The organism is Actinopolymorpha cephalotaxi (assembly GCF_013408535.1).
In the GTDB taxonomy this organism is placed as follows: domain Bacteria; phylum Actinomycetota; class Actinomycetes; order Propionibacteriales; family Actinopolymorphaceae; genus Actinopolymorpha; species Actinopolymorpha cephalotaxi.
In genome coordinates this window covers 1,989,418-2,014,162 of sequence record NZ_JACBZA010000001.1, presented here as the reverse complement: position 1 = coordinate 2,014,162, position 24,745 = coordinate 1,989,418, and the positions used below count along the sequence as shown (strand labels likewise).

Annotated in this window: 21 protein-coding genes; 5 read left to right on the top strand and 16 right to left on the bottom strand. The window is 72.6% G+C overall.

Annotation, left to right across the window (positions count from 1 at the left end; translation table 11 throughout):
• Positions 1-85: 85 nt before the first annotated feature.
• From FHR37_RS08980 to FHR37_RS08950, 7 genes are all read right to left on the bottom strand, one after another.
• Positions 86-403: a hypothetical protein gene (locus FHR37_RS08980; protein ID WP_092883584.1), complete on the bottom strand. Its 318-nt coding sequence runs from the start codon at positions 401-403 to the stop codon at positions 86-88.
• Between the two features lie 135 nt (positions 404-538).
• Positions 539-811 (bottom strand): ferredoxin, encoded by a 273-nt coding sequence (locus tag FHR37_RS08975; RefSeq protein WP_092883583.1) that lies wholly within the window; start codon positions 809-811, stop codon positions 539-541.
• A complete protein-coding gene (locus FHR37_RS08970) occupies positions 808-2,181 on the bottom strand; it encodes an NADH-ubiquinone oxidoreductase-F iron-sulfur binding region domain-containing protein (RefSeq protein ID WP_092883582.1) in 1,374 nt (457 codons plus the stop codon). Before FHR37_RS08970 ends, FHR37_RS08975 begins: the two co-directional genes overlap by 4 nt.
• Positions 2,178-2,813: a ferric reductase-like transmembrane domain-containing protein gene (locus FHR37_RS08965; RefSeq protein ID WP_092883581.1), complete on the bottom strand. Its 636-nt coding sequence runs from the start codon at positions 2,811-2,813 to the stop codon at positions 2,178-2,180. The genes FHR37_RS08970 and FHR37_RS08965 overlap by 4 nt, the downstream gene beginning before the upstream one ends.
• The gene (locus FHR37_RS08960) at positions 2,810-3,730 is read right to left on the bottom strand and encodes an FAD:protein FMN transferase (RefSeq protein WP_092883580.1); all 921 of its coding nucleotides are present in this window, start codon (positions 3,728-3,730) and stop codon (positions 2,810-2,812) included. Before FHR37_RS08960 ends, FHR37_RS08965 begins: the two co-directional genes overlap by 4 nt.
• 80 nt (positions 3,731-3,810) lie before the next feature.
• Complete coding sequence (locus FHR37_RS08955) at positions 3,811-4,179, bottom strand: hypothetical protein (protein WP_139238960.1); 369 nt, start codon at positions 4,177-4,179, stop codon at positions 3,811-3,813.
• Between the two features lie 151 nt (positions 4,180-4,330).
• The gene (locus tag FHR37_RS08950; protein ID WP_092883578.1) at positions 4,331-6,013 is read right to left on the bottom strand and encodes an HNH endonuclease signature motif containing protein; all 1,683 of its coding nucleotides are present in this window, start codon (positions 6,011-6,013) and stop codon (positions 4,331-4,333) included.
• A gap of 295 nt (positions 6,014-6,308) precedes the next feature.
• Here FHR37_RS08950 and FHR37_RS08945 point away from each other — a divergent pair, with 295 nt between their 5' ends.
• Both FHR37_RS08945 and FHR37_RS08940 read left to right on the top strand, forming a co-directional pair.
• Positions 6,309-7,796, top strand: coding sequence for an MFS transporter (locus tag FHR37_RS08945; RefSeq protein WP_092883577.1), 1,488 nt, complete (start codon positions 6,309-6,311; stop codon positions 7,794-7,796).
• Between the two features lie 201 nt (positions 7,797-7,997).
• On the top strand, positions 7,998-11,393 hold the full coding sequence (locus tag FHR37_RS08940; RefSeq protein WP_139238959.1) for a galactose-binding domain-containing protein: 3,396 nt from the start codon (positions 7,998-8,000) through the stop codon (positions 11,391-11,393).
• A gap of 117 nt (positions 11,394-11,510) precedes the next feature.
• On the opposite strand, the gene FHR37_RS08935 is transcribed toward FHR37_RS08940, so the two are convergent.
• Entirely contained in the window at positions 11,511-12,233 is a 723-nt protein-coding gene (locus FHR37_RS08935) for a Clp protease N-terminal domain-containing protein (protein ID WP_092883575.1), read from the bottom strand.
• Positions 12,234-12,447: 214 nt separating this feature from the next.
• Between FHR37_RS08935 and FHR37_RS08930 the strand changes: the two genes are divergently transcribed.
• The 3 genes from FHR37_RS08930 (at position 12,448) to FHR37_RS08920 (ending at position 15,276) form a co-directional block, all read left to right on the top strand.
• Positions 12,448-13,239: a glycerophosphodiester phosphodiesterase gene (locus FHR37_RS08930; protein WP_237768796.1), complete on the top strand. Its 792-nt coding sequence runs from the start codon at positions 12,448-12,450 to the stop codon at positions 13,237-13,239.
• Positions 13,240-13,247: 8 nt separating this feature from the next.
• Complete coding sequence (locus tag FHR37_RS08925; protein ID WP_092883573.1) at positions 13,248-14,633, top strand: MFS transporter; 1,386 nt, start codon at positions 13,248-13,250, stop codon at positions 14,631-14,633.
• Between the two features lie 232 nt (positions 14,634-14,865).
• Positions 14,866-15,276, top strand: a complete 411-nt coding sequence (locus tag FHR37_RS08920; protein ID WP_092883572.1) for an RNA polymerase-binding protein RbpA — start codon at positions 14,866-14,868, stop codon at positions 15,274-15,276.
• Positions 15,277-15,489: 213 nt separating this feature from the next.
• Here FHR37_RS08920 and FHR37_RS08915 read toward each other — a convergent pair whose 3' ends face one another.
• The 8 genes from FHR37_RS08915 to kdd form a co-directional block, all read right to left on the bottom strand.
• Positions 15,490-16,077: an FxsA family protein gene (locus FHR37_RS08915; protein WP_092883571.1), complete on the bottom strand. Its 588-nt coding sequence runs from the start codon at positions 16,075-16,077 to the stop codon at positions 15,490-15,492.
• A gap of 4 nt (positions 16,078-16,081) precedes the next feature.
• Positions 16,082-16,876 carry a polyprenol monophosphomannose synthase gene (locus FHR37_RS08910; protein WP_092883570.1) on the bottom strand — a complete coding sequence of 265 codons (795 nt, stop codon included), beginning with the start codon at positions 16,874-16,876 and terminating at the stop codon, positions 16,082-16,084.
• Positions 16,873-18,483: an apolipoprotein N-acyltransferase gene (gene lnt, locus FHR37_RS08905; RefSeq protein WP_237768795.1), complete on the bottom strand. Its 1,611-nt coding sequence runs from the start codon at positions 18,481-18,483 to the stop codon at positions 16,873-16,875. The genes FHR37_RS08910 and lnt overlap by 4 nt, the downstream gene beginning before the upstream one ends.
• Positions 18,484-19,185: 702 nt before the next feature.
• Positions 19,186-19,599 carry a 3-aminobutyryl-CoA ammonia lyase gene (gene kal, locus FHR37_RS08900; RefSeq protein WP_092883569.1) on the bottom strand — a complete coding sequence of 138 codons (414 nt, stop codon included), beginning with the start codon at positions 19,597-19,599 and terminating at the stop codon, positions 19,186-19,188.
• Positions 19,596-20,393, bottom strand: coding sequence for a lysine 5,6-aminomutase subunit beta (gene kamE / locus FHR37_RS32990; protein ID WP_092883568.1), 798 nt, complete (start codon positions 20,391-20,393; stop codon positions 19,596-19,598). The genes kal and kamE overlap by 4 nt, the downstream gene beginning before the upstream one ends.
• A gap of 19 nt (positions 20,394-20,412) precedes the next feature.
• Complete coding sequence (gene kamD, locus FHR37_RS08890; protein WP_092883567.1) at positions 20,413-21,990, bottom strand: lysine 5,6-aminomutase subunit alpha; 1,578 nt, start codon at positions 21,988-21,990, stop codon at positions 20,413-20,415.
• Positions 21,987-23,618, bottom strand: coding sequence for an amidohydrolase (locus tag FHR37_RS08885; RefSeq protein WP_092883566.1), 1,632 nt, complete (start codon positions 23,616-23,618; stop codon positions 21,987-21,989). The genes kamD and FHR37_RS08885 overlap by 4 nt, the downstream gene beginning before the upstream one ends.
• A complete protein-coding gene (gene kdd, locus FHR37_RS08880) occupies positions 23,615-24,733 on the bottom strand; it encodes an L-erythro-3,5-diaminohexanoate dehydrogenase (RefSeq protein ID WP_237768794.1) in 1,119 nt (372 codons plus the stop codon). Before kdd ends, FHR37_RS08885 begins: the two co-directional genes overlap by 4 nt.
• Positions 24,734-24,745: the final 12 nt, after the last annotated feature.

Below are 24,745 nucleotides of genomic sequence, written 5' to 3'. Positions count from 1 at the left end.
CACTTCGCTGACCGATCAGGCACCTCCGGAGACCGGGGAAGGTGGTACGCCGGGCGTGGGAGACCCAGGGTCTGCCCTGCGGATCCTAGGTTTTCCGGGCGTCCTCGATGCGCTGCAGGATGCGCCGCGCGGCCGCCTCCTCCTCGTCGGTGTCGGCCGGTGAGGAAGTGGTGGCGGAGACCTCGCCGGACCCGCTGCCGGCCCGCCGGATCTCCGCGCGTTCGAGGACGAGCTTCGCCTCCCGCTCCAGCAGGTCGGTGATCTCCCCGCCGGGAGCGCCCGGCCAGAACTCGGTCGGCTCGGGCGAGTCCTTGCCCAGCGGCTCGTCCTGGGTGGGAAAGAACTCCTGCCGGCGAGTCCTGACCTCCGCGAGCTCGGCGGAGACTTCTTCCTCGGTGCGCACGGGTCCTCCTCGCGGTCGGGGTCGCGTGATCGCAGAGCGCGGGTGTTCTACCCCGGTTGGCTCACCTCACACGGTGACGGACGCACGAAGTAGCCGGGTTTTCCAGACGGTCGGGGGCCCTGCCGGGTGCACGGCTCAGTGGCCAGGTGGAGGCCCGGCCAGGGTGCCCGCGACCCGCTCGAGTCGCAACGCGAGCGTCGGGCACGCGGCCGCGGCCCGCCGGGCGTGCCGCACCTCCTCCGCGGTGAGCCGCCGCCCGTCCACGACCGGGTAACCCCACTCGTCGAGGGTGACGGCCTCGGGCAGGAGTTCGGCGCACAGGCCGTGCGCCGCGCAGGCGATCGGGTCGACGCGTACTGCCGTCCCGTCGCCGACGACGGCGCGCACGAGGTCGCGCCGGGCGCTCATCGCGGTTCTCCGGCCAGGTGGCGCGCTGCGGACGGCAGCGGCAGGACGGGCGGGCGTTCCACTCCGCGGCACGGGTGGCCGGCCGCGTGCCGCCGCACGTCGGCCGCGAACGTCCGCAGCGCACTGCGCGCGAACCCCACCGCACCATCGGGATGCCGGCAGGCGCCGCGGCCGGGAATCACGTCCAGTCGCCGGTGCAGCCGGTCGAGCAGGTCCCGGTCGGCGCGGCCGGCCGCGAGTGCCTCCAGGTCGGCCGCCACGGCGGGCAGCCCGAAGACGCACGGCCCGCACTGACCCGCGGACTCCCCCGCGAGGTACCGCACGACCCGCGCGGTCTCGGCCAGGCCGCACGAACGCGCGGGCAACGCGACCACCACGCCGGCGCCCAGGCGGGTGCCGTCGGGTCCGGCCGGGTCGTGGCCGAGCGGCAGGTCCGCGTCGCGTGGCAGTGGCACCCAGCCGCCGAAGTAGCCGCCGACCAGCGCCGCGACGACCGCGTCGCCGGCACCGGTCTCCTCGGCCTCACCCACGGCGGCACCGGCCGTCGCCAGCACCGACTCGAGCGGCGTGCCCAGCACGATCTCGTACACCCCCGGCCGGCGAACCGCTCCGCCGACGGTGACGAGGGTCGTACCCGGGTCGGTGGGAGTACCGACCGACCTGAACCACTCTGCTCCGTGCCGCACGACCTGCGCCAGGTGCGCCAGCGTCTCCGCGTTGTCGACCAGCGTCGGCCGGCCGCCGACACCCCGCTCGAACGGTCGCGGCGGCGTGGTCGTCGGCCGGGCGTCGCCGGTGTCGAGGAAGTGCACCAGCGCGGACTCCTCACTGGCGACGTACCTCGCCGGTATGCCGACGACGTGCCAGCGCACCCGGTCGTCCCGGCGCTGGGCGACGGCGGCACGCAGCCCGGCTTCGATCGGGGTGTGCCGGTGTACGCAGACGTACACCTCGTCCGCGCCGACCGCGGTGGCGGCGTAGGCGGCACCGTCGAGGACCAGATGCGGTGCGTACGCCAGCAGCGTGCGGTCCTTGCCGCTGGCGGGTTCGCCCTCGCAGCCGTTCACGACGACGACCGGCCGTCGCCAGCGTCCCGGGCGGCGTCCCTCGGTGGCCACGGCCGACAGCTTGCGCCCGGTGGGAAAGCCGGCGCCGCCGCGGCCGCGCAGCCCGGATCGGCGTACGACCTCCAGCACGTGCTCCGGCTCGGGCCGCAGCACCCCGCCGTACCGGTCCAGGTGGTCGGCGAGCGACGGTGCGCCGGCCGCATCTGCCCAGCCCGCGGTCAACCGCGGCAGGGGGTTCGGGGGTTCGGAGGTGGTCGCGGAGCCGGCCGTGGCCTGTGGCACCGGGGTGGTCGTCGTGGTCATGGTCGTACCTCGCGAGTTGTGGGAACGGCACGCGCCGGCGGCACCGGCACACCTGCCGGCACGGACGGAGCGGTCGAAGGGGAGGTGAGCCCGGACGCCGGCCGCGCCGACGACGCGGACAGCAGTCGGACGACCGCGGCGGTGAGGGCCGCGACGAGACAACCGAGCGCGAGCAGCAGCGGCCAGCCGGCCCGGCTGTCGGTGCCGACTCCGAGCCCGTGCACCTCGGCGAGCGGCCAGCAGGCGTAGGCCGCCCAGTGCACCGCGCGCCACAGCCGGTACGGGATGCGCGGCCGGAGCAGGCTGGTGCCGATCAGCAGCAGCATCAGGTCCAGCGCCAGCGTGCCCAGTGCGGTCCAGAACGTCCGGTAGCCGGCGATGCCGGGCACCACCACGTCGGCCCAGCCGAGGTGGACGTACCCGTCGAGGATCGTGCTCGCGACGTGCACGGCCACCAGGCCCACCGCCAGCAGGGACGCGTTGCGGTGCAGGCCTGCCACGACGAACCGCTGCCGGCGCCGTTCACCCACCCGCAGCGGACCGAGGATGCCGAGGACGAACGTCAGGGTGAGCAGCGGAAGTGCCACCAGTCCGGTTGCCCGGCTGACGAACCACAGCACGTTTCCGTTCATGCCCGCACCTCCCGGCTCCGCGCGCCGGGCCAGCCGGCGGTGCGGAGGATTCGCCCGTCGCGCCCGACCAGCCGGGCGGGCAGCCGGTGCGTGGCCAGCCAGCCGGGTGCGCCGGCGCCGCGGACCACGGCTGCCGTACTCGCGGTGTTGGCGTCCAGGCAGGACGCCGCGGCCACGGTGACGGTCCGCCAGAACGGCGGCGCCACGTCCCCGGTGCGTGGGTCGACGATGTGGTGCAGGGTGCGGTCCCCGCGCCGCCAGGTGCGCCGGGTGATGCCGGACGTCGCCAGCCCGCCGGAGGCCAGGGTGATCGCCTGTTCGCCGAACGGGCTTCCGGCCGCGGCGTGGTCGTCGCCGACCACGACCAGCCAGCCGCCTTCGGGCGCCGGACCTGCCAGCGCGATGTCCCCGCCGAGGCTGACCAGCGCGCCGCACCGGTCGGTGGCGACCGAACGGGCCGCGTGGTCGGCGGCCCACGCCTTGGCCGTGGCGCCCACGTCCACCCGGACGCCGGGCGGCACCACCACCCGACGGCGGGCGACGTCCAGGCGTATGCGCCACCACCCCGGTGCGGGGGCGGGTCGGTACGGCAGCTCCGGGCCGTCGGCGGGCACGGCGGCGAAGTCGCGGTCGTAGCCGAGATCGGCGACGGCACGACCGACCGTGGGGTCCACCAGTCCGCCGCTGATCCTGGCCGCCCGCAGCGCCGCCGCGAGGACGTCGGTGAGGATCGGGCTCACCGGCGTCCACCGGCCGGCCGAACGCTCGACCGCGCTGAGCTCGGAGTCCGTACGGAACCTGCTGCAGGCCCGGTCCAGTGCGTTCAGTTCCGAACGCAGAATCTCCCCCGCCGCCGCGAGTCGGCGCGAGTCGGTGACCAGCAGGGTCGCGGTCGTGCCCAGCGCGGCGAACTCCATCCGCCCGGGTGCGGCACCTCGCCGATCCGAACCTTCTTCCGCCTGCTGGGTCCCCGCCGCGGCAACTCCTCGGCCGCCGGTCACGACGCACCTGACCGTACGCCGGGTTGCTGGCCGGAGCCCTGATCCGTTCCCTGGCCCCAGCTCTGGCCCGATCCCTGGTTCGAGTCCTGGCCGGAGCCCTGTTGTGGCGCCTGCTGCGGGGCCGTGTCCGGCGCCTGTACCGAGTCGTCGCCGGTGGACCCGCTGGTGGAGCCGTCCGTCGAGGTGTGGGAGTTCGTCGTGGTGGTCGTCCCGTCGGCGGCCGAGTTGCTCGCCAGCGCCACCCCGACTCCGGCTGCCAGCGCGGTCGCGCCGACTCCTGCCCACAGGGTGAGCGCCCTGACCCGGCCGAGGCCTCGGTCCCGATCCGTAGCCGCGCCCCCGCCCGGTGATTTCGTCTGATCCATCGCATCCGCCCGATTGTTCGTCCGGCCGCCTCTGGTGCGGCCGGTCGACTTCGAGCCTGCGTCCGCGGGTTGAGAACCTCCTTTGTGCCAGCCGTGAGATTGCTGTGAGAGATTCCCCCGGAGCGCGCCCCGGGGCTTGGCCGACCGGGCTTCATGGGCGGAGTACGCGTTGCCGTGGGTCCGCCCACTCCGGGGGTACGTACTCGGGGTGGCCGTGTGCGCCCATGCGGACTTGCCAGCCTTTGTGGTGGACGGTGACGTGGTGGAAGCGGCACAACAGCACGCCGTTGGACAGGTCGGTCGGGCCGCCGTGGTCCCAGGCAGTCATGTGATGCGTTATGCAGCGCGGCTCCGGGATCTGGCAGCCGGGGAAGTGACAGTGGCTGCCGTCCCGGATCGCGAGCGCACGCCGCTGGTGCTCCCTGAAGAACCGGTCCGAACGGCCGAGGTCGAGCACCTGCCCGTCCCCGCCGAGGATGACGGGGATGAGGTCGGCCTCGCACGCCAACCGGCGGACGGTGGCGGCGGAGATGGGCTTCCCGTCGACCCCGAGGTAGCGGGCCGACCCTCCGCCGCCGCACTTGGGGCAGCCGTCGTGCGGGTCGATGGCGTCCTTCAGCCCCACCGCACGCTGGAGTTCGGCGTCATCCTCCTCGGTTCCGGGGTCGGTGTTCGGTTGTGGGGGTTGGCCGGGTGTTCGCGGTGGTGGTATCCCGTCGGCGGGTGAGCCGGTGCCGGGCGACTGCCGTTTCTGCTTACCTGGCTGGGATTCCCGACCTTGTTCCTGACCCTTCGCCTCCTCCGGCGTCGGCTCCCCGGCCTTGCCGGACTGCCTGGAGTCCTTGGCGCCCTTCGTGTCCTTGCTGGTGCCGTATTTGGGGTCGGTGCAGGGGCAGCTGCAGGGCCGGGGGCGTACGGGGGTGGCGGTGTCGTCGATCGTCCCCGCGCCGGTGCCTTTCAGCAGAACGTCGATGGGGATGGTGACCGCGACCTGGGGTGGCCTTCCCCCGCGCACGGGTGCGGTGGTGGCGGCGGCGAGCAGGCCAAGGGCTTCGGCGAACGCGTCCCCTCGCCGCTGTTCGATCGGGCGGGTGTCAGGCTCAGCGCCCTTCTTCGGCTCGGCCAACGGTTCGATGATCTTGCGGAACAGTTCCATCTCCCACGCCGGCAAAGTGATCCGCACCGTCTCCGACTGCGGGATCCCGTTCGGCAGGTAGCGCAGGGACCGCTTCTGCTCGGCCTTGCGGTCCTTCTTCGCCAGTTCCTCACCCTCCAGCCGTTCGGCCTCTTCGGGCGCGATCCGTTCCAGCAGCGACTCGCCCATTCCACGGAGTTCGTCGGGGTTGGCGAAGCCGGCCTTCTCGATCAGGAACTCCTCCGCCCGATGCCGTTCATCGGCCCCCACATACTCGGGGAGCTTCTTGATCGCCTCGGCGATCACCTTCGCCTGCATCGCCGACACCGCCCCGGCCGCCATCGCCTCCAACGTCAGCCGCGCCACCTTGCCCAGGTCGCGGGCCAGCCCCACCACCGCGGACGCCTCCCGCTGGGCGAGCCGCTGCGCGGTGCGCAGGTAGACGGTGGCGTTGGGGGAGCCGGTCAGCCTGCCGATGTCACTGGCTTCTGCCAGAGCCACAAGGTCCAGCTCCAGGGCCTCCAGCCGGGCCTTCTTCACCCGCGCCGCAGCGATCACCGCCGCGAGCTCCTCCGGCTTCAGCCCACCCTTCGGGGCGACCCACGCCTCGTCCAGCGGAGCGTCGACCCGGTCGAGCGCAGCCAGGATCCGGCCGGCGGCATCACCACCGGTCCAGGCACCCCACTCGCTCGAAGACATGATCGAATCGTATCGGCCACCACCGACAAGCCCGGCTTGCCAACAGAGCGGGATTCCTCAACGCATACAGGAGTTTCGAAGCTCGCGATCCGACGAAGGTACGCGACCTTCACCCCTGATGAATTCAAACCCCAGCCGCCACAGCCGTTCGCGTTCTCGGTGGAAGTCGAGGATCACCCCACGCATCATCGACGGACCCTGGAGCAACCGGATCCGAACCCGATCATCTGCAACAGGACTATCTGCTACGGTCTCTACAGACCACTCGCCGCCCCGTACGACAAAGGGACCACGCATGTCCGCCACCGCAGCCTCGCCCTCGCATCCGACTCCACCTCCGGCGTCCACGTCGTCGCCTCAGACCACCGCTCACCGCCGCCTCGCCCTCGCCGTCCTCGCCGCCGGGATGCTGATGAACATCCTCGACGGCAGCATCGTGACCGTGTCGATGCCCGCGATCCAGAGCGATCTCGGCTTCTCCCCCGCCGGACTGAGCTGGGTCGTCAACGCGTACCTCATCGCGTTCGGCAGCCTGTTGCTGCTGGCCGGCCGGCTCGGCGACCTGCTCGGTCGCAAGCAGGTCCTCGTCGCGGGCCTCACGGTCTTCACCCTCGCGTCGGCCGTGGCCGGTACGGCGCAGACGCCGACGATGCTGGTCGCCGCCCGCTTCGCCCAGGGCGTCGGCGGCGCGATGACAGCCGCCGTCAGCCTGGGAATCCTGGTCACGTTGTTCACCCGCCCCCGCGAACGCGCCTCGGCCATCGCGGTGTTCAGCTTCACCGGCGCGGCGGGAGCATCGATCGGACAGGTTCTCGGCGGCGTCCTCACCGACCTGCTCAGCTGGCACTGGATCTTCTGGATCAACCTGCCGATCGGCCTGGCCGCCGTGGCGCTGGCGGCGCGGGTGCTTCCCGGCGAGCGCGGTCTCGGCCTGCGGGCCGGAGCCGACGTCGCGGGGGCGTTGCTGGTCACCGCCGGGCTCACCGTCGGCATCTATGCCGTGGTCACCATCGAACGGCACGGCGCCGGATCGCCGACCACGTTGGCGCTCGGCACGCTCGCCATCGTGCTGCTCGCCGCGTTCGTCCGCCGGCAGGCCACGGCCACCACCCCGCTGATGCCCCTGCGGATCCTCGGCTCGCGCGCCGTCAGCGGGGCGAACCTCGTTCAGGTGCTGATGGTCGCCGCGTGCTTCGCCTTCCAGATCCTGGTCGCGCAGTACCTCCAGCGCGTCGTCGAATACGGCGCCGCGGCGACCGGCCTGGCGATGCTGCCGGCCGCCGTGGTCATCGGTGCGGTCTCACTCGGAGTCTCCGCGCGGCTGAACGCCCGCTTCGGCGAGCGCGCGGTCCTGCTCACCGGCCTGGTGCTGCTGTTCGGGGTGCTCGGGCTGCTGACCCGCGTGCCCGTGCATCCGAACTACCTCACCGACCTGCTCCCGGTGATGCTGCTCGCCGCCGGCTTCGGCCTGGCCCTGCCCGCACTCACCTCGCTGGGGATGTCCGGCGCGAGCGAGGACGACGCCGGGCTGGCCTCGGGACTGTTCAACACCACCCAGCAGATCGGCATGGCACTCGGTGTCGCCGTCCTGTCCACCCTGGCTGCCGCCCGCACCGCCGGCCTGCGCGACACCGGTGCGCACGAGTCCGTCGCACTCACCGGCGGCTACCACCTGGCCTTCGCGGTCGGGGCCGGACTCCTGGTGGCCGCGTTCGCCGTGGCGTTCACCGTCCTGCGCACGCGCGCACCCGAAGCACCCCGCGCCGAACCTGCGAGTGAGTGAGAAACGTTTCCCACATTCGGGCGTACGGACGTACGGGAAACAGGTTTCTCAGCCGAATACGCAGCCAACAACGGTTAATTCCACAATCGAACCTTGACGACGCGGCGCGCGGCGGACTAGAACGTGCCGGAATCGCTTGCTGATCTTGCTTCACCGGTTGCTCTTTCCCGCCGCACGCCCGCGCCTTCGAGGGAGTCGACAGTGCCCGCATCCCGTCATGTGGTCGTAGCCGTGGGGGCGGCTCTTTTACTCGCCACCGCCAACGCCCTGTCCGCCTCGGCGGCGACACCGTTGGTGGAACCCGAACCCGGCATGGTGATCACGCACGACACCACGTTCAAACCCGGTGTGTACGACTTCACCTCGGGCAAGGGCATCGTGATCGGCGCCGACGACGTACGCGTGAACGCCACCGGCGTGACGTTGCGCGGCCCCGGCCAGAAGGGCAAGCCGGACAGCTTCACCGGAACCGGCGTCGCAGCGACGGGTGTGTCCGGCGCGACGCTCACCGGCCTGTCGGTGTCGGGGTTCGAGACCGCCCTGCACGTGAGCTCCGGCCGGGACTGGACGATCAGGGGGAACACGTTCTCCGGCAACTACACCGATCCCGACTACGGCTGGGGTGACGGCAAGCTCGCCGGTGCGGTCCTGCTGGAGCACGTGAGTGGCTCCCGGATCGAGGACAACACCGCGCACGAGAACTGGAACGGCCTCGCTCTGCACTACGCCGACGACAATCTCGTACGCCGCAACGACTTCTCCCACTGCTCCAACGTGTGCCTGAAGATGTGGTCGGCGTCCCGCAACCGGATCGAGGACAACAACTTCAGCTGGGGCATCCGGATCGCACCGGGTGAGACGCACGCCCGCGACTCCACGAGTGCACTGATCGAGACCGGTTCGAACGACAACCGCGTTCTGCGCAACGACTTCACCTACGGCGGCGACGGGGTCTTCCTGCGCCCGCTCAACGGCGTCGTGTCGACCGGCAACTACTTCGAGGGCAACGACGCCTCCTGGGCGCACAACAACGCGTGGGAGTCGTGGTCGCCGGGCAACACCTACGTACGCAACAAGGGAAACCACGCGAGCTACGGGTTCTGGCTCGGCGCCTCCGACGACACGGTGCTGATCGGCAACGAGGCCGCCTTCAACGGCCGAGACAACAAGAACGCGCCCGAGCCGTTCGGCAACGCCGGCATCGCCGTGGTCAACGGCTCCTCCAGCAACTTCGTCCTGGACGGCAACCACGTCCACGACAACACCTCGGCCGGGGTGGCGATCGGCTACCTGCCGGACTACCCCGCCTACCACTGGGTGATCCAGCGCAACCGGATCGAGAACAACACGACGTACGGCATCTACATGCGTGACGCCCGCTGGCTGACCCTGGCGAACAACACCATCAGCGGCAACGGTGCCGGCGCGATCAAGCAGGACAAGCACGTGTCCGGCGTCTTCACCCTCGACGGCGCGGCCAGCGCCAACGCGCCCGTGGCGAAGGCGGCGATGACGCCGAGCATCGTGCACGCCGGCGATGCGGTGACCTTCGACGCGTCCGGCTCCACCGACGCCGACGGCGGAAAGCTCTCCTACCGTTGGGAGTTCGGCGACGGTGACGTCGCCACCGACGCCACGGTCACCCACCGGTTCCTCGACCCGGGCTTCCACCGGGTCGGGCTGACCGTCGACGACGGCGGGCTGGCCGGCCTGGACCACCGCGACGTCTACGTGCTGGCACCCGGAGTCGAGCAGGGCACCGACGCGGCCGACCGCGGCGACTGGTCCGCGCGCATCACCTCCGACGACGCCGGCGACCCCGGCACCACCGCGACGGTCACCGCCGACCCCACCCGCGCACTGCTCGGCCGGTCCTCGATCAAGCTGTCCGGCACCGCGCACGACGTCACCTGGCGCTACCAGCCGCGCCGCGCGGTCGACACCGCGGCCGCGGACCAGCTGGAGTTCTGGATGGCCTCCGAGCAGGAGACGCGCGACGGCTTCGACGGCAACCAGCCGACCATCCGGCTGGTGCAGGACGCCGGCAACTACGTCGACTACACCCCGGCGAAGAACTACCTCAGCCCCTGGTCGCTGGACTACTCCGAGGCGCGCGGCGGCTGGCAGCGGGTCGTCGTACCGCTGGCCGGGGACAAGGCGTGGACCCGCAAGGTGACCGGAAACCCCGACCTGAAAGCGCTGCACGCGGTGGAGGTACGCACCTCGGCCGTCGGCGGCCCGTACCGCGTGTGGCTGGACGCACTCGCCTTCACCAAGGCGCCGGTGACCCCGGACGTCGCGCCCGACCTGGCCCTCAACCCGGCCGCGCAGGGTGATCCGTCACCGCTGGCCTCCACCGGCGACGACACCTCCCGGTGGGCTCCCCTGGACGGGAAGACCGACGGCGCCGTCTGGTCCACCGCGGGTTCGCAGAACGCCACCGACTTCTACGGCGCCGACTTCGGGGTGGCCCGCACGGTCGACGCCCTGCGGCTGGACCTGAGCTCCGGCGACGGGTACGCCGCCCCGGCCAAGACGACCGTGGAGTACTGGACCGGCGACGCCTGGCAGCCTGTCGACAACGCCCGGCCCTCCCCCGCCTCACCGGCGACCGGCCACAACGAGATCGCGTTCGACCCGGTGACCACGCAGCGGCTCCGGGTCGTGCTGGGCAGTCCCGGTGGCGGCAAGGCAGTCGGCCTGGCCGAGTTCGCCCCGGTGTCGACCGGCAACCTCGCCGGCAACGCGCTCGGCGCGAGCGCACCCTTCGGTACGCCGGTGGCGTCCGGCTCGGCCGGTTCCGGTGACCCGTGGTCGCTGGTCGACGGGTCGGTACGCGCCGACAGCGCCTGGCGATCGGCCGCCGGCACCTCTCCCTGGGTCGCGGTCGACCTGATGCGGGCCCGCCCGGTCAACACCGTCACGCTGTACGCGGGGTCCGCCGACACCGCGCCGGCCGGCGTCCGGGTGCAGGCCTGGACGGGCAGCGACTGGCTGGACGTCTCCAACACCACCGTCACCCCGGCACCGCCGGCGGCCGGCCGCACCACGGTGCGGTTCGACACCGTGAAGACGCGCAAGCTCAGGCTGGTGCTGGAGGCCCCGGCCGGCGGCACCGTCGAGGTGCGCGAGGTGGAGGTACGCAACGCCAACCTGCTCTCCGACGCCTCCGCGCTCGGCCTGACGGTCACCCCGACCGCGTCGTACACCTATCCCGGCGACACGGTGCTCGGCCCGCTGGACGGCTCCTACGCCGCCTCACCGCGCTGGACGTCGTGGAACTCCAAGAACGTGCAGGACTGGTACGCCGTCCGCTTCGACCGGGCGGTCACCGCGAGCCGGATCACCCTGCACTTCTACAACGACAACGGTGGCGTCAAGCCGCCGAAGGACTACACGATCGAGTACTGGAACGGCTCCGGCTGGACTCCGGTGCAGGAGACCGGCCGCTCCCCCGCGCAGCCGGCGGAGGGGTTCAACGCGGTCGACTTCACCCCCGTCCGCGCGGCCGGCTTCCGGCTGGTCGGCACGAACCAGAACCCGGTCAACTACGGGGTCTACATCGGCCTCACCGAACTCGAGCTCTGGGCGCCGTAGCCCGGATCCGACCAACCCGGACCAGACCCAGCCTCCGAGCGGTTCGCGACCGCGGGTGGCCGGCCCTCCCGGCCACCCGCGGTCGTGTCGTACGTCCGGATCAGTCGTACGTCCGGATCAGGTGGCGGGGCTGGTGAAGTCGGCGAGGATCTCCACCACCTTGGCGTGGGCGGCCTGCTTGTCCGGCCCGAGTTCGGCAAGCACCTGGGCCGAGATCGAGCCGGAGTCGTGGTAGAGCCCGAGGAGCAGGTGCTCGGTGCCGATGTAGTTGTGGCCGAGCTGCAGGGCCTCGGCCACCGCCGCTCCGAGGGCGGCGTTCGCCCGCGGTGTGCGCGGCAGCTCCCCCGCCGGAGGGGCGGCCCGCTCCGTCGCCGCGGGAGTGGCGATCGCCGAGAGCCGGGCCACGACGGCGGCGCGGACGGCCTTCGGCCCGGTGCCGGCCTCGGTGAGGATCCGGGCGGCGATGCTCTCCGGCTCGGCGTACAGGCCGAGCAGTAGGTGCTCGGTGCCGACGTAACCGTGGCCCATCGCCCGTGCCGCGTCCCCGGCGGCGGACAGACAGGTGCGGGCCCTGGTGGTGAAGCGTTCGAAGCCCTCGATCGAGGGCCCGGCCCACCGCTTGTGCACGGCCTGCTTGGTGACGCCGAGCGTGTTGCTGATCTCGGTCCACGACCGGCCGCTGCGGCGGGCCCGGTCGACGTAGTGCCCGAGCAGCGCGTCGCCGGTCTCGCTCAGGTCGTTGACCATCGCGCGGGCGGTGGCCAGTTGGTCGAGTTCGTCGTTCCCGGCGTCGCGGCGGACGGTCTCGATGAGGTCCTGGAGGCTGGGTGCGGGTGTCATGTCGTCAACCCTAGGTTGACCCTAGGCCAGCGTCAACCCTGGGTTGATGGCAGAAAGTGACGGCCGGGTCCCGCCTCGCAGCCCCGGAGGACGCGCCGGCCACCGCGCGACCGGCTCGGGGCAGGGCTCGTGGCAGGGCTCGTGATCGGCTCGTGATCGACTCGTGTGATCGATGCCCCTGCCGTACCGGCTTGCACCGCATACCCTTTCCGGCGTGCCAGCCACGCCGCCGCGTTCCTTTCCGTACCTCCACTCGGAGGTGCCCCTCGCCTTCGCCCACCGCGGCGGAGCGAAGTACGAACCCAACGTGGGGATCGAGAACTCCCTGCGCGCGTTCGCCAACGCCGTCGCGCTCGGTTACCGCTACCTCGAGACGGACGTGCACGCGACCAGCGACGGCGTGCTGGTCGCGTTCCACGACGACCACCTCGACCGGGTTACCGACCGGACCGGCCGGATCGCCGACCTGCCCTACGCCGAGGTCGCCCTGGCCCGGATCGACGGGCGGGAACCGATCCCCAGGCTGGAGGAGATCCTCGGCACCTGGCCCTCGGCACGGGTGAACATCGACGTCAAGCACGCCAACGCCGTCCGCCCGCTGGCCGAGGTGATCGCGCGCTCCGCCGCGCACGACCGGGTGTGCGTCTCGTCGTTCTCCGGTTCCCGGCTGGCCGCGGCCCGCCGCCTGCTCGGCCCGCGGGTGGCCACCGGCCTGGCCCCACTCGGGGTCGGCCTGCTGAAACTCCCGCTGCCGGCGTTCCTCGGTTCACGCCTGGTCGGCCCGGCGCCCTGCGTCCAGGTCCCGACCGGTCACCGCGGCCTGCGGGTGGTGACCAGGGCGTTCGTCGACCGGGCACACGCGCTCGGCAAGCAGGTGCACGTGTGGACGATCGACGACGCCGAGGAGATGGCGGCCCTGCTCGACCTCGGTGTCGACGGGCTGATCAGCGACCGGATCGACACGCTTCGCGAAGTGCTCAGCGCCCGGGGTCTTTGGGCGTCATGATCGGTCGTATGGCGGCGACGACTGCGGCGACACCGATCCCGGACGCGGGCGCCCGGCGTCGTGAGCAGCGTGCGTGGTACTTCTACGACTGGGCCAACTCCGCGTACGTCACCACGATCCTCACCGTGCTGTTCAGCCCGTACCTCGCCTCGATCGCGGAGACCGCGGCCTGCGGAGCGCCCGGCACGCCGGAGAACCCCTGCACCACCACCCTGCGCATCCTCGGCGTCCCGGTGTCCCCCGGCTCGCTGCCGCTGTACGTCATCACCGCGACCACCCTGCTGTCCGCGCTGGTGCTGCCGGTGGTCGGCGCGGCCGCGGACAGGTCCCGGCACCGCAAGCAGTTGCTGGCCGGGTTCGCCTGGACCGGCGCGGCCGCCGCGTCGGCGATGGTGTTCGTCGCCGGGACGAACTGGCAGCTCGGCGTGGCCCTGCTCTTCGTGGGAAACCTGTGCCTGGCCTCCTCCATCGTCGTGTACGACGCCCTGCTGTGCGACATCTCCACCCCCGACGAACGCGACCGCGTCTCCTCCCGGGGCTGGGCGCTCGGCTACCTCGGCGGGGGCCTGCTGCTGCTGGTCAACCTGGCCGTCGTCCAGGGCCACACCGCGCTCGGCATCTCGACCTCGACCGCGGTCCGGATCAGCCTGCTGTCGGCCGGGCTGTGGTGGGGGGCGTTCACGCTCGTCCCGTACCTCGGACTGCGCAACCGGCCGCCGGTCGCGGTCGTGCCGGAGCGCGGGACGTTCGTACGCCAGAGCGTCGGGCAGCTGTTCACCACCCTGCGCGAGGCCCGCGCCTACCCGATGACGCTGCTGTTCCTGCTCGCGTACCTGTTCTTCAACGACGGCGTGCAGACGGTGATCTACGCGTCCTCGGTCTACGCGTCCAGCCAGCTCGGGCTCGGGGAGACCGTTCTGATCGCGACGATCCTGGTGGTGCAGTTCGTGGCGTTCGGCGGCGCGTTGCTGTTCGGCCGGATCGCCGCCCGGATCGGCAGCCGCCGCACCATCCTCGCCGCCCTGTGGGTGTGGGTCGCCGTGGTCGTCGCGGCGTACTTCCTGCCCGCCCGCGAGGTCGCACCGCTGCTGATCCTCGGTGTGCTCATCGGCATCGTGCTGGGCGGAACCCAGGCGCTGTCGCGTTCGCTGTACAGCCAGTTCGTCCCCCGCGGCCGGGAGGCGGAGTACTTCAGCCTGTACCAGGCCTGCGAACGCGGAACCAGCTGGCTCGGCACCCTGGTCTTCGGCGTCGTCCACCAGCTCACCCACTCCTACCGGCCGGCGATCATCGCCCTCGCGGTGTTCTTCGTCGTCGGGTTCGTGCTGCTGGCGAAGGTCGACCCGGAGCGGGCGGTCAGGGACGCCGGCAACGAGTCACCCGCGGTGATGTGAGCCTGGGCGGGGTACGCTGGCCGGCCGGGCCGGTCACCGAGCAGGCCCAAATCGGTCACCGAGGGGTTCGGCTTTGCGACGGGGCGTCACCCGCGGCACACTGCTCGGGGGGCACCGAAAAGGGGACGAAGCGGTACGAAGATTCACTCTCACCCGTGCGGGGAATCCTGGGTGGGGGCCCAGACGTTAGGCCCATCGAGGTCCATACACGATGGAGGGGGATGGAGAGCTTATGTCGGAGCGAGCACTACGAGGCTCGAGGCTCGGGGCGGCGAGCTACGAGGATGACCGGGAGATCGCTCCCGCGCCGCGCCAGCTGGTCAGTTACGACTGCGCGCATTCCCACCACTTCGATCTGCCCTTCGCCGCCGACGCCGACGTGCCGGCGGTGTGGGAGTGCCCGCGATGCGGCGCCGAAGCCATCCGCGTCGACGGCGACCGTCCGGAGTCCAAGCAGGTGAAGCCCCCGCGCACCCACTGGGACATGCTGCTCGAACGCCGCAGCATCGACGAGTTGGAGCAGCTCCTCTCCGAGCGCCTGGAGCTGTTGCGGTCCGGCCAGATCGGCCCGGAGCACCTGCACCGCGAGGCGTCGGCGGGCGGCAAGACCCCGAAGCCGCCGCGTCAGCGCAAGGGCGCCTGAGCCCGGGAACGAATCCCCAGGACGAGCCCGGTCCGCGCGGGCTGCTGCGCAACGACGCGTGAGCCCCGCGCCCGGCCGGCGCCGCCTTTCAGTCGTACGTACGTCGAACCGTGCCGCACCCCCGGCGGCACGGTTCGACCTTGTCCGGGGGAAGTCCGGAGCAGTCCGGAGGGTTTCGGAAGCCGTCCGGGACAGCGCTTCGTCCGATCGCGGTCAGCGTCCCGGGCGCGGCCGACCCGGGGAGTCGCCGTGGCCGGCGTCACCGGACACGATCTCTCCCTCGATCACCGGCGGCTGCCCTCGGTCGGCGGCACCGGAACCGCCCGCCCCGCCGGACCCACTCTGGCCGCCGGACCCGCCCTGCCTGCCCGAGCCACCCGGGCCGCCTCGGAGGTACCGGCTCACCTGCCAGCTCTGGCCGGGAACGACGCCGACCCGCCGGCTGACACCTCGTCCCACGCCCCACCGCAGCGCCCGCCGGGACACCGGCCGCAGGAACGGCGCCAGCAGGAGGAACCCCACCACGTCGGTGACCAGCCCGGGCAGCACCATCAGCAGCCCGCCGGTGAGAACCAGCCCGGCGTCCAGCACCTCACGGTCGGGGATGCGCCGGTCCTCGACCGCCGCGCGCAAGGCCGCCCAGGTGCGCAGGCCCTCCCGCTTCACGAGGTAGGCGCCCAGGCCGCTGCCGGCGAGCAGCAGCGCGAGGGTCCACCAGCCGATGAGGTGCCAGACCTGCACCGCGACGTAGATCTCCAGGGCGGGTACGGCGATCAGGGCGAGTACGACGATCACCGCCACGAGCTCACCTCCGCCTCTGGGACAACGTGCCCTGCCCGTTGGTCCGGCCGCGTACCTGCGCGAGGCGGTGCCGGACCCCCCACACGGCGACCCGGCGGAAGGACTCCAGCATGATCGCGAGGTCCATCTTGGAGTCGCCGAACTCGCGTTCGCGGAAGACGATCGGCACCTCGGTCACCCGGAAGCCCGCCTGCAGCGCCCGCCACGCGAGGTCGATCTGGAAGCAGTAGCCGAGCGAGGCCACGTCGTCCAGGCCGACGCCCTCCAACGTAGCGCGGCGGAACGCCCGGAACCCGGCCGTCGCGTCCCGCAACGGGACACCCAGGGCGATCTGCGCATAGCGGTTGGCGCCGCGGGACAGCAGCTCACGCGACTGGGACCAGTTCTCCACCCGGCCGCCGGGCACCCAGCGCGAACCGATCACCAGGTCGGAGTCGGCCAGGCCGGCCAGCAGCTTGGCGAGCTCCTCGGGTTGGTGGGAGCCGTCGGCGTCCATCTCGCACAGGACGTCGTAGCCGCGGGCAAGGCCCCACCCGAAGCTCTCCTTGTAGGCGGTGCCGAGCCCCTCCTTCGCCGCCCGGTGCAGCACGTGCACCTGCGGGTCCGCGGCGGCCAGCCGGTCCGCGATCTGGCCCGTGCCGTCCGGCGAGGAGTCGTCGGTGACGAGGATGTCCGCGGCGGGGACGGCGTGGCGCACCCGGCCGACCGTGCGCTCGAGGTTCTTGGCCTCGTTGTATGTGGGCAGCACCACCAGGATCGACCCGAGCCCGGCGAAGTGCTGCGCGCTGGTGCCGGTCACCGCGTACCCCCGCCCGTCGCCCCGGTGAGCTCCTCGTCGTCGGCCTCCACCCCGCGCCGCCTGCGGTCGACCGCGACGGCCAGCGCCGCCAGCCCGGCCAGGGCGAGCACCCACTCGGGGAAGGGCCCGAGCCGGGCCGCGAGCGTCGGCTGGGTGCGCAGCGGCACGCGTTCGACGAACACCTTGCGGGTGGCCTCCTTCGACTGTGCCACCACCCGGCCGTCGGGGGCGATGTAGCCGCTGACGCCGTTGGGTGAGGCCACCAGGACAGCTTTGCCGTACTCGACCGCACGTAGTCGCGTGATGGCGAACTGCTGCTGCGGCTGGCCTGTGCCGGTGTAGGTGGCGTTGTTGGTCTGCACGGTGAGGAACTGCGACGCCGCGCCGTCGGCCACCTGCCGGACGATCCCGTCGTAGGCGATCTCGAAACAGATCACCAGGCCCACGTGGTAGCCGGCGATCCTGATCTTGCCCGGCTCCTTGCCGGGGTAGGTGTCGCGCCCGACCAACTGGAGCCGCTTGATGTAGGGCAGCAGCTCGCGCCGGAACGGGATGTACTCCCCGAACGGCACCGGGTGCTGCTTGGAGTAGATCTGCCCCGGCCCGGTGGTCGGGTCCCACACCACTCCGGACGTACGCCGGTAGTTGGGTCCCGGCCCGTCCAGGATGGCGCCGACCAGGATCGGGACGCCCGCGTCCCGCACGGCCCGGTCGACGATCGCGCGGGTGGGCAGGTCGTGGAACGGGTCGATGTCGGTGGAGTTCTCCGGCCAGAGGACGAAGGCGGGCTTGGGGACCTTGCCGGCGCGTACGTCCCGCATCAGGTCCTCGGTGGCGGTGAGGTGGTTGCGGGTCACGGTGCGGGCGCGGCCGAGGGCCTCGATCCCGCGCGCGGGCACGTTGCCCTGGACGATCGCGACGGTGGCGGTGCCGTCGCCCTCGGTGGGCAGCGGGATGAGCGCGCCGCAGAACGCCAGCGCCGCGGCTACGGCCACCGCGGCCGCCCGGACGACGACCCGCCGGCCACCGGCCAGCACCGCCCACAGCAGCAGGTTGCCGGCCAGCACCACGACGAACGTCACGAACGGGACCCCGCCCACGCTGGCCAGCGCCGCCAGCGGCGTGTCGGCCAGGCCGTAGCCGAGCCGGCCCCAGGGGAAGCCGCCGAGCGGGAACGAGGAGCGCGCGAACTCCACGCCGACCCACAGCGTCGCCGCCCACAGCGGCCACCAGCGCAGCCGGGTGACGAGGGTGAGCGCGGCTCCGAGCAGGGCGACGAACAGCGCCTCCACGAGGCTGAGGACCAGCCACCCGTCGGCGCCGATGACGCGGACCCACTGCAGCAGCAGGACGAAGAACCCCAGGCCGAAGCCGAGCCCCAGCAGCGCGCCGGTGCGCACCCGGGCGCCCTTGCAGACCAGGGTGAGCGTGCCGACGGCGAAGGGGATGGTCCACGACCAGCCGAACGGCGGGAACGCCACCGCCAGCGCCACTCCGGACGCCACCGCCAGCAGGAACCGCAGCCAGCGGGTGGCCCGCCCTTCCGGCTCCGCCGTGGTGGTCGTGGCCGTCCGGGAGCGGGTCGCCGTGCCGTCCTCGAGCCTCAACGAACCGCCCTTCCGCGAGGTGGGTGACCGCGCCTGACCTGGCGCCGGCCGCGAACGCAGAAGACGCACCCGGGGACGCACCGGACGGGCCGCTTCACGCAGATGTCAGGACCGTACAACGCGCACGCGGCGGCTGGGGTGCCCGGGCCGGTGACGGACCCGGCATCGCGGACATTCGGGCGGCGTGGCAGTGGCCGGGGACAGGCCGCCGAAAAAAACGGAACGGCCCGCCCGCCCTTCGGACCGACCCGCGACGCGCAGGCTGCGTGCCGCGTGGCCGTTGTCTACTGGGCGGCGGACCGCTCCGTGGCCACCCCACCGCACGGATCGAACTCCGGGTCGACGCGTGACAAGAGAACTGGCGCCGGACTCCTCACGCAACGCGCCGGAGAGCGAACCGAACCGAGCCTGGCCTGCGGTGGACAGGAGACGACGATGACGATCCGGGCAGGGGTGTGTCAACCGCCCGCTGACCTGCGAAGACGGACAAAACGCGCAGGTCAGCAGCATCTGCCGGTCACCCACGCGAGGCCGAGTTTTTTTCTGGCGTACGGCGTGTCGACACCTGGGCGTGTCGGGCCAGCAGAGGTCCCCGCCGAAAGCGGCACGAGGCTACCGCACGCCGCGATCCACCGCGGAACTCACCAGCTGAACACTCAACCGCCGGCTCACCTGCTGGCCCACCTGCGGACTCACGCCGGCTCACCTGGTTGGCGGGACGACCACCGTTGCCCGGGCGGTCACCGCGACGGTCGCCGGCTCGACGACGCCGGCGGCGGACTCCCCGCGCCCGGGTTCGCCCCGGGCCACCACCCGGGCGCCGAGATCGAGGTCCCGGCTGCGGTTGCCGACCCGTACGACCGTGGCGCTCACCTCCAGCACGTCGCCCGCGTGCACCGGCGCCAGGAACCGCACCTCGGCGTACGACGCGAGCAGTCCCTCGTCGCCGTCGGTGCGGATGCAGACCTCGGTGGCGACGTCGCCGAACAGGCCGAGCACGTAGCCGCCCGCGACGAGGTGCCCGGCGTAGTGGGCCTCGGCGTACGAGACGTACCGGCGGTGGGTGACGGTGAGCCCGAGACGCGGATCCTTCTCGGTGGCCGGCTGGTCGCTCATGCGGTCCTCTCCGTCGTGTCCTTGGTGTCCTTGGTGTCCTTCGTCTTTGTCGTGGTGGCGCGGTCGGGTACGAGCGCGTGCACGAGGTAGCTGGCCACCTCACCGGGCGTGGTGCCCCGGCCGAAGACCCGGTCCACGCCGAGCTCGGCGGCCATCGACTCGGCGAACCTCGGCCCGCCCACCACCAGCAGCGGACGGTCCGCCTCGTCGTAGGCCTCCCGGAAGGCGGCCGACATCTCCTGCGTCCCGTGGACGTGGGCGTCCCGCTGGGTCACCACCTGCGACACCAGGATCGCGTCGGCGCGTTCGGCGAGCGCGCGCGCCACCAGGTCCGGCACCGCCACCTGGGCACCGAGGTTGATCACCTTGATCTCCCGGTAGTACTCCAGGCCCTTCTCCCCCGCGAACCCCTTGACGTTCAGGATGGCGTCGATGCCCACGGTGTGCGCGTCGGTGCCCACGCACGCCCCGACCACGACCAGCCGGCGGCGCAGGCCGCGGCGGATGGCGAGGTTGACCTCCTTCGGGCCGATCAGCGGGTACTCCCGCTCGATCACCTGTACCTGGTCGAGGTCGACGAGGTGGCTCACCCGGCCGTAGACGACGAAGAAGGTGAAGTCCGGGCCCATCGCCTTGGCGTGCACCACCATCGCCGGGTCCATCCCCATCCGCCCGGCGAGCTGGAGGGCGGCGCCCTCGGCCCGGCGGTCGTGCGGGATCGGCAGGGTGAACGACAGCTGGACCATCCCGTCGCCGGTGGTGTCGCCGTACGGACGGACGACCGGCCCGCTCACCGAGCACTCACTGGGCTGTTCACGACTGGCCCTCCTCCAGCAGATCGGTGGCCGGGTTGAGGTAGGCGGGCGACTTCCGCGCCACGCCGGAAAGGCCCTTGCCACCGTCGGCCGGCCGCCGCATCAGCCCGAACGTGCCGTCGGCGATCGCGTCCAGCAGGCCGTCGTCCCCGATCCGCTCCAGCAGGTCGACCGCCTCGCCGAGCACCTGACGGGCCCGCTGGGCGATGAACCCGTCCGGTGCGGGCCGGAAGTCCTCGTGCAGGTTGCCGGCGGCGTTCATGACGTAGCGGACGTTGCGCAGCGCGAGGTCGCGGTCGGACAGCCAGGGCGTCACCACGGCCTCGGTCATCATCCCCACCAGCAGGATCTGCTGGCCGGTGAGCATGCCCGCGAGGTTGAAGAAGCCGTCCAGCAGGTAGCCGCGAAAGATGTCGCCGTCCATGTGCCTGGTCGGCGGCATCCACTTCAGCGGCGCCTTCGGGAACAGCTCCCGGGCCAGCAGGGCATGTGCCAGCTCCAGCCGGAACGACTCCGGCCGGTCGGGGTCGATCTCGAACGCGTGCCCGAGGCCGAGCTGCCAGTCGGCGAGGCCGGCCTCCTTGCCGAAGAACTCGTTCAGCAGCTGGGAGACCGTGACCGTGTGCGCGGCGTCGACCGCGTCGGCGGTGGTGAGGTAGTTGTCCTCGCCGGTGTTGATGACGATTCCGGCCCGGGCGTGGACCTGCCGGGAGAACCGCTGGTCGACGAAGGTGCGGACGGGGTTGATGTCGCGGAAGAGGATGCCGTACATCGAGTCGTTCAGCATCATGTCCAGGCGTTCCAGCCCGGCCAGGGTGGCGATCTCGGGCATGCACAGCCCGGACGCGTAGTTGGTCAGCCGGACGTAGCGGCGCAGCTCCCGGCTCACGTCGTCCAGGGCTGCGCGCATCAGCCGGAAGTTCTCCTGGGTGGCGTACGTCCCGGCGTACCCCTCCCTGGTCGCGCCCTCGGGTACGAAGTCCAGCAGGGACTGGCCGGTCGACCGGATCACCGCGATCACGTCGGCACCCTCCCGGGCGGCGGCCTGCGCCTGCGGGATGTCCTCGTGAATGTCGCCGGTTGCCACGATGAGGTAGATCCAGGGCCGGTGCGGCGGGTCGCCCCACCGCCGGATCAGCCGGTCGCGTTCGCGCCGCCGGGCGTCGATCGCCCGCAGTCCGGCGCCGACCGCGCGCCGGGACGTGCGTTCGGCCCGCCGGGCCTCGGCGCCCTCGGGCACGTGGAAGCGGACCGAGCCGGCCGCGGCCTTCTGCGCGAGCGCCGCCAGGTCCTCGGCCTCGCCGCGGGCGAGTGCTGCCCAGACCGGTCCGGCGACGCCGTGTTCGAGGCCGACGTCGGCCTGTACGGCGTCCATCAGCCGGTTGACCCACGGCGTGCCGTCGGGGTCGGCGCCGCGCAGCCCGGCCAGCCGGAGCACCGCCCGCTCGACCGAGACGGTGGTGTGTGCCCGGGCCAGCTTCACGATCGGCCGGCCGGCGCGGCGGGCCAGCGTGCGCGCCTTCCGGACTGTCACCGGATCGAGGTCGAGGTGACGGCGGAACGCGGTCGTACTCATGCCTGCTCCCTGTCTGGCTGGTCCCCGCCTGGTTTCTCCCCGTCGAACACGACCTCACCGGCCACGACCGTGCGGACGCAGGTGGGCAGCGGCGCTCCCGGACGCAGGTCCGGCAGGCTCCCGCGGTCGTCACCCCACACCGCGCCGTCCCAGACGGCGTACGTCGCCTCGGCTCCCGGCGCCAGCACGCCACCCTCGTCTCCGGCCGCGTGGTGGCCGCCGCGGGTGTGCGCGGCGAACGCGTCCGCCACGCCGATCCGCTCGGCCTCGTTGTGGTGCCAGGCCGCCGCCCGGACCCCGCCCCACGGGTCGAACGGCGTCACCGGCGCGTCGGAGCCGAACGCCAACGTCACCCCGGCCTGCCGCAACGTCGCCCACGGATTGGCGGCGAGCGCCCGGTCGGTGCCCAGCCTGGTGGCGTACATGCCGTCGGTCCCGCCCCAGGCCGCGTCGAACGCCGGCTGGCCGCTGACCACCACACCCCAGCGGGCCAGGTCGTACGTCTGCTCGGCGGTGACCAGTTCGACGTGCTCGAGCCGGTGCCGCGCCCGGGTCAGCCGGTCCGCGCCGACCCTCTTCTCGGCCAGCCGCAGGCCCTCGACCACCGCGGTGACGGCCGCGTCGCCGATGCAGTGGAAGCCCGCCTGCAGGCCGGCCTCGGTGCAGGCGACCACGTGCGCGGCGATCTCGTCGGCGTCGAGGTAGCCGTGCCCGGTGTGCCCGGGCAGGTCGGCGTACGGCGAGGTCAACGCGGCGGTCCGCGAGCCGAACGCGCCGTCGGCGCACAGGTCGCCGGCCGCGCCACGACAGCCCAGCTCCAGGGCCCGTTCCACCCCGCCCGTACTCGCCAGCTCTCCCCAGTACGTCACCACCCGCACCGACGGCGGCTCGACCGCGATCCGGGCGAGGACGGCCAGGTCGCCGGCGGCGTTGACGTGCGGTGCCGACATCTCGTGCAGGCTGCCCAGCCCGGCGGCGGCCGCGGCGGCCAGGGCGGCCTCGATCGCGGTCGTGCGCTGCGCGTCGGTGACCAGCGCGGCCGCGGCGTCGCGGGCGACGTGGTGCGCCTCGCGCTCGACCCGCCCGGATCCGTCCCAGCCGGGCTCGGCCGCCATCGCGGGCGCGCGGTCGTACAACGCGCCGGACACCAGGCCGGAGTGCACGTCGACCCGGGCGAGGTAGACGGGCCGGCCGGGTGCCGCCCGGTCGAGCTCGGCGGCCGTCGGCAGCTCGGGGTCGGCCCAGGTGGTCTCGTCCCACCCGAAGCCGAGCAGCACCGCGTCGGCGCGGGTGCGGGCGTGCCGGGCCACCGCGTCCAGCACGTCCGTACGGGATCCGGCGGCGGCGAGGTCCAGGCCGGACAGCCGCAGCCCGGTCTGGGAGACGTGCACGTGCGCGTCGACGAAGGCGGGGGTGACCATCCGTCCGGCGAGCTCGACGATCTCGTCCGCGCCGGCCGCCCAGGTCTCCGCCTCGGCCGCGCTGCCGACGAACCGGACCGTGCCGGCCTCGATCCCCATGGCGGTGGCCGGGCCGTCCTGGTCACCGGAATCCGCGGTGCCGGTGAGGATCGGGCCGCCACGCAGGAGGACGCGGCGCGGGCGGGGGTCGCGAGGCAGAAAAGTCATGCGTCCATCCTGGCCTCGAACAGCGCCCGGACCCCGTCCTCGGCGCGCAGCAGGTCGAGCGCGTACGCAGCGTGCCCGGGCACGTAGCCGTTGCCGACCAGCATCGTCACGTCGGCGGCCAGCCCCTCCGCACCCAGCGCGGCAGCGCTGAAGGACGTGGCCATGGAGAAGAAGATCACCGTCCCGCCGGCCGCGGTGGCGAGGACCGCGCCGCCCTCGCAACCGGGGACGTCCACGCAGACGACCGTCACGTCGGCCGGACCGCCGGCCTTCTCCACCGCCTCCGCGAGCGCGACCGGGTCGCGGGCGTCGGCGATCCTCACCTCGTCGGCCAGCCCGGCGCGTTCCAGCGCCCGCGCCTCGCTGTCCACCGGTACGACCCCGATGGTGCGCACCGCTCCGGCCCGCCGGGCGGCGGCCAGGGACAGCGACCCGGACTTGCCGGCGGCACCGACGACACACACCGTGGGCGCCGTACGACCGGCGCCGCCCTCGCCACCGGCCCGGTTCGCGTACTCGGCAACCACCCGGGCGGTCAGCGCCGGCGCGCCGCACACGTCCAGGACGGCGAGGGACAGCGGCGCGGGCAGGTCGGCCGGCAGCTTCGCGGCGATCGACCGGCCGAACAGGATCGCGTACCCCGAGCAGGGCACCTGCTCGCCGAGGCCGTCCCAGCCGGCCAGGTCGTCCTCGATCACCAGCGGCGTCAGGGTCAGCGAGACCAGGGTGGCGATCCGGTCTCCCGGCGCCAGCCCCAGTGGCGAGGCGGGCCCGGCCTCCTCCACGGTGCCGACCAGCATCCCGCCGGACCCGGTGACGGGGTTGTGCATCTTGCCGCCGGCCCGGACGATCTCGGCCACCGCGCGGCGGACGGCGGCGCCGTCGCCACCGTGCGCAACCCGCAGTTGACGGTAGGACGCGGCGTCCAGGTTGAGCCGCTCCACCCGGACCCGCACCTCGTCCGGCCACAACTCGGGACGGGTGTCCAGCCGGGTGGCCGCCTGGGGCAGCGCGCCCGCGGGCTCGAGCACCCGGTGCAGGCCGATCGGCGAACCGGCCGGACGCGCGGCCGACTCCCCAACCGGGACGGACCGGGTGGACCTCTGGTCGGACACCGATCAGGCTCC

Excerpts from the sequence above, each read along its gene's own strand:
- FHR37_RS08920 (WP_092883572.1), top strand. The coding sequence starts at position 14,866 with ATGTCGGAGCGAGCACTACGAGGCTCGAGGCTCGGGGCGGCGAGCTAC.
- FHR37_RS08960 (WP_092883580.1), bottom strand. The coding sequence starts at position 3,730 with ATGGAGTTCGCCGCGCTGGGCACGACCGCGACCCTGCTGGTCACCGAC.
- kamD (WP_092883567.1), bottom strand. The coding sequence starts at position 21,990 with ATGAGTACGACCGCGTTCCGCCGTCACCTCGACCTCGATCCGGTGACA.
- FHR37_RS08965 (WP_092883581.1), bottom strand. The coding sequence starts at position 2,813 with ATGAACGGAAACGTGCTGTGGTTCGTCAGCCGGGCAACCGGACTGGTG.
- kal (WP_092883569.1), bottom strand. The coding sequence starts at position 19,599 with ATGAGCGACCAGCCGGCCACCGAGAAGGATCCGCGTCTCGGGCTCACC.
- FHR37_RS08975 (WP_092883583.1), bottom strand. The coding sequence starts at position 811 with ATGAGCGCCCGGCGCGACCTCGTGCGCGCCGTCGTCGGCGACGGGACG.
- FHR37_RS08945 (WP_092883577.1), top strand. The coding sequence starts at position 6,309 with ATGTCCGCCACCGCAGCCTCGCCCTCGCATCCGACTCCACCTCCGGCG.
- FHR37_RS08925 (WP_092883573.1), top strand. The coding sequence starts at position 13,248 with ATGGCGGCGACGACTGCGGCGACACCGATCCCGGACGCGGGCGCCCGG.
- FHR37_RS08955 (WP_139238960.1), bottom strand. The coding sequence starts at position 4,179 with ATGGATCAGACGAAATCACCGGGCGGGGGCGCGGCTACGGATCGGGAC.
- FHR37_RS08970 (WP_092883582.1), bottom strand. The coding sequence starts at position 2,181 with ATGACCACGACGACCACCCCGGTGCCACAGGCCACGGCCGGCTCCGCG.
- FHR37_RS08950 (WP_092883578.1), bottom strand. The coding sequence starts at position 6,013 with ATGTCTTCGAGCGAGTGGGGTGCCTGGACCGGTGGTGATGCCGCCGGC.
- FHR37_RS08885 (WP_092883566.1), bottom strand. The coding sequence starts at position 23,618 with ATGACTTTTCTGCCTCGCGACCCCCGCCCGCGCCGCGTCCTCCTGCGT.
- FHR37_RS08935 (WP_092883575.1), bottom strand. The coding sequence starts at position 12,233 with ATGACACCCGCACCCAGCCTCCAGGACCTCATCGAGACCGTCCGCCGC.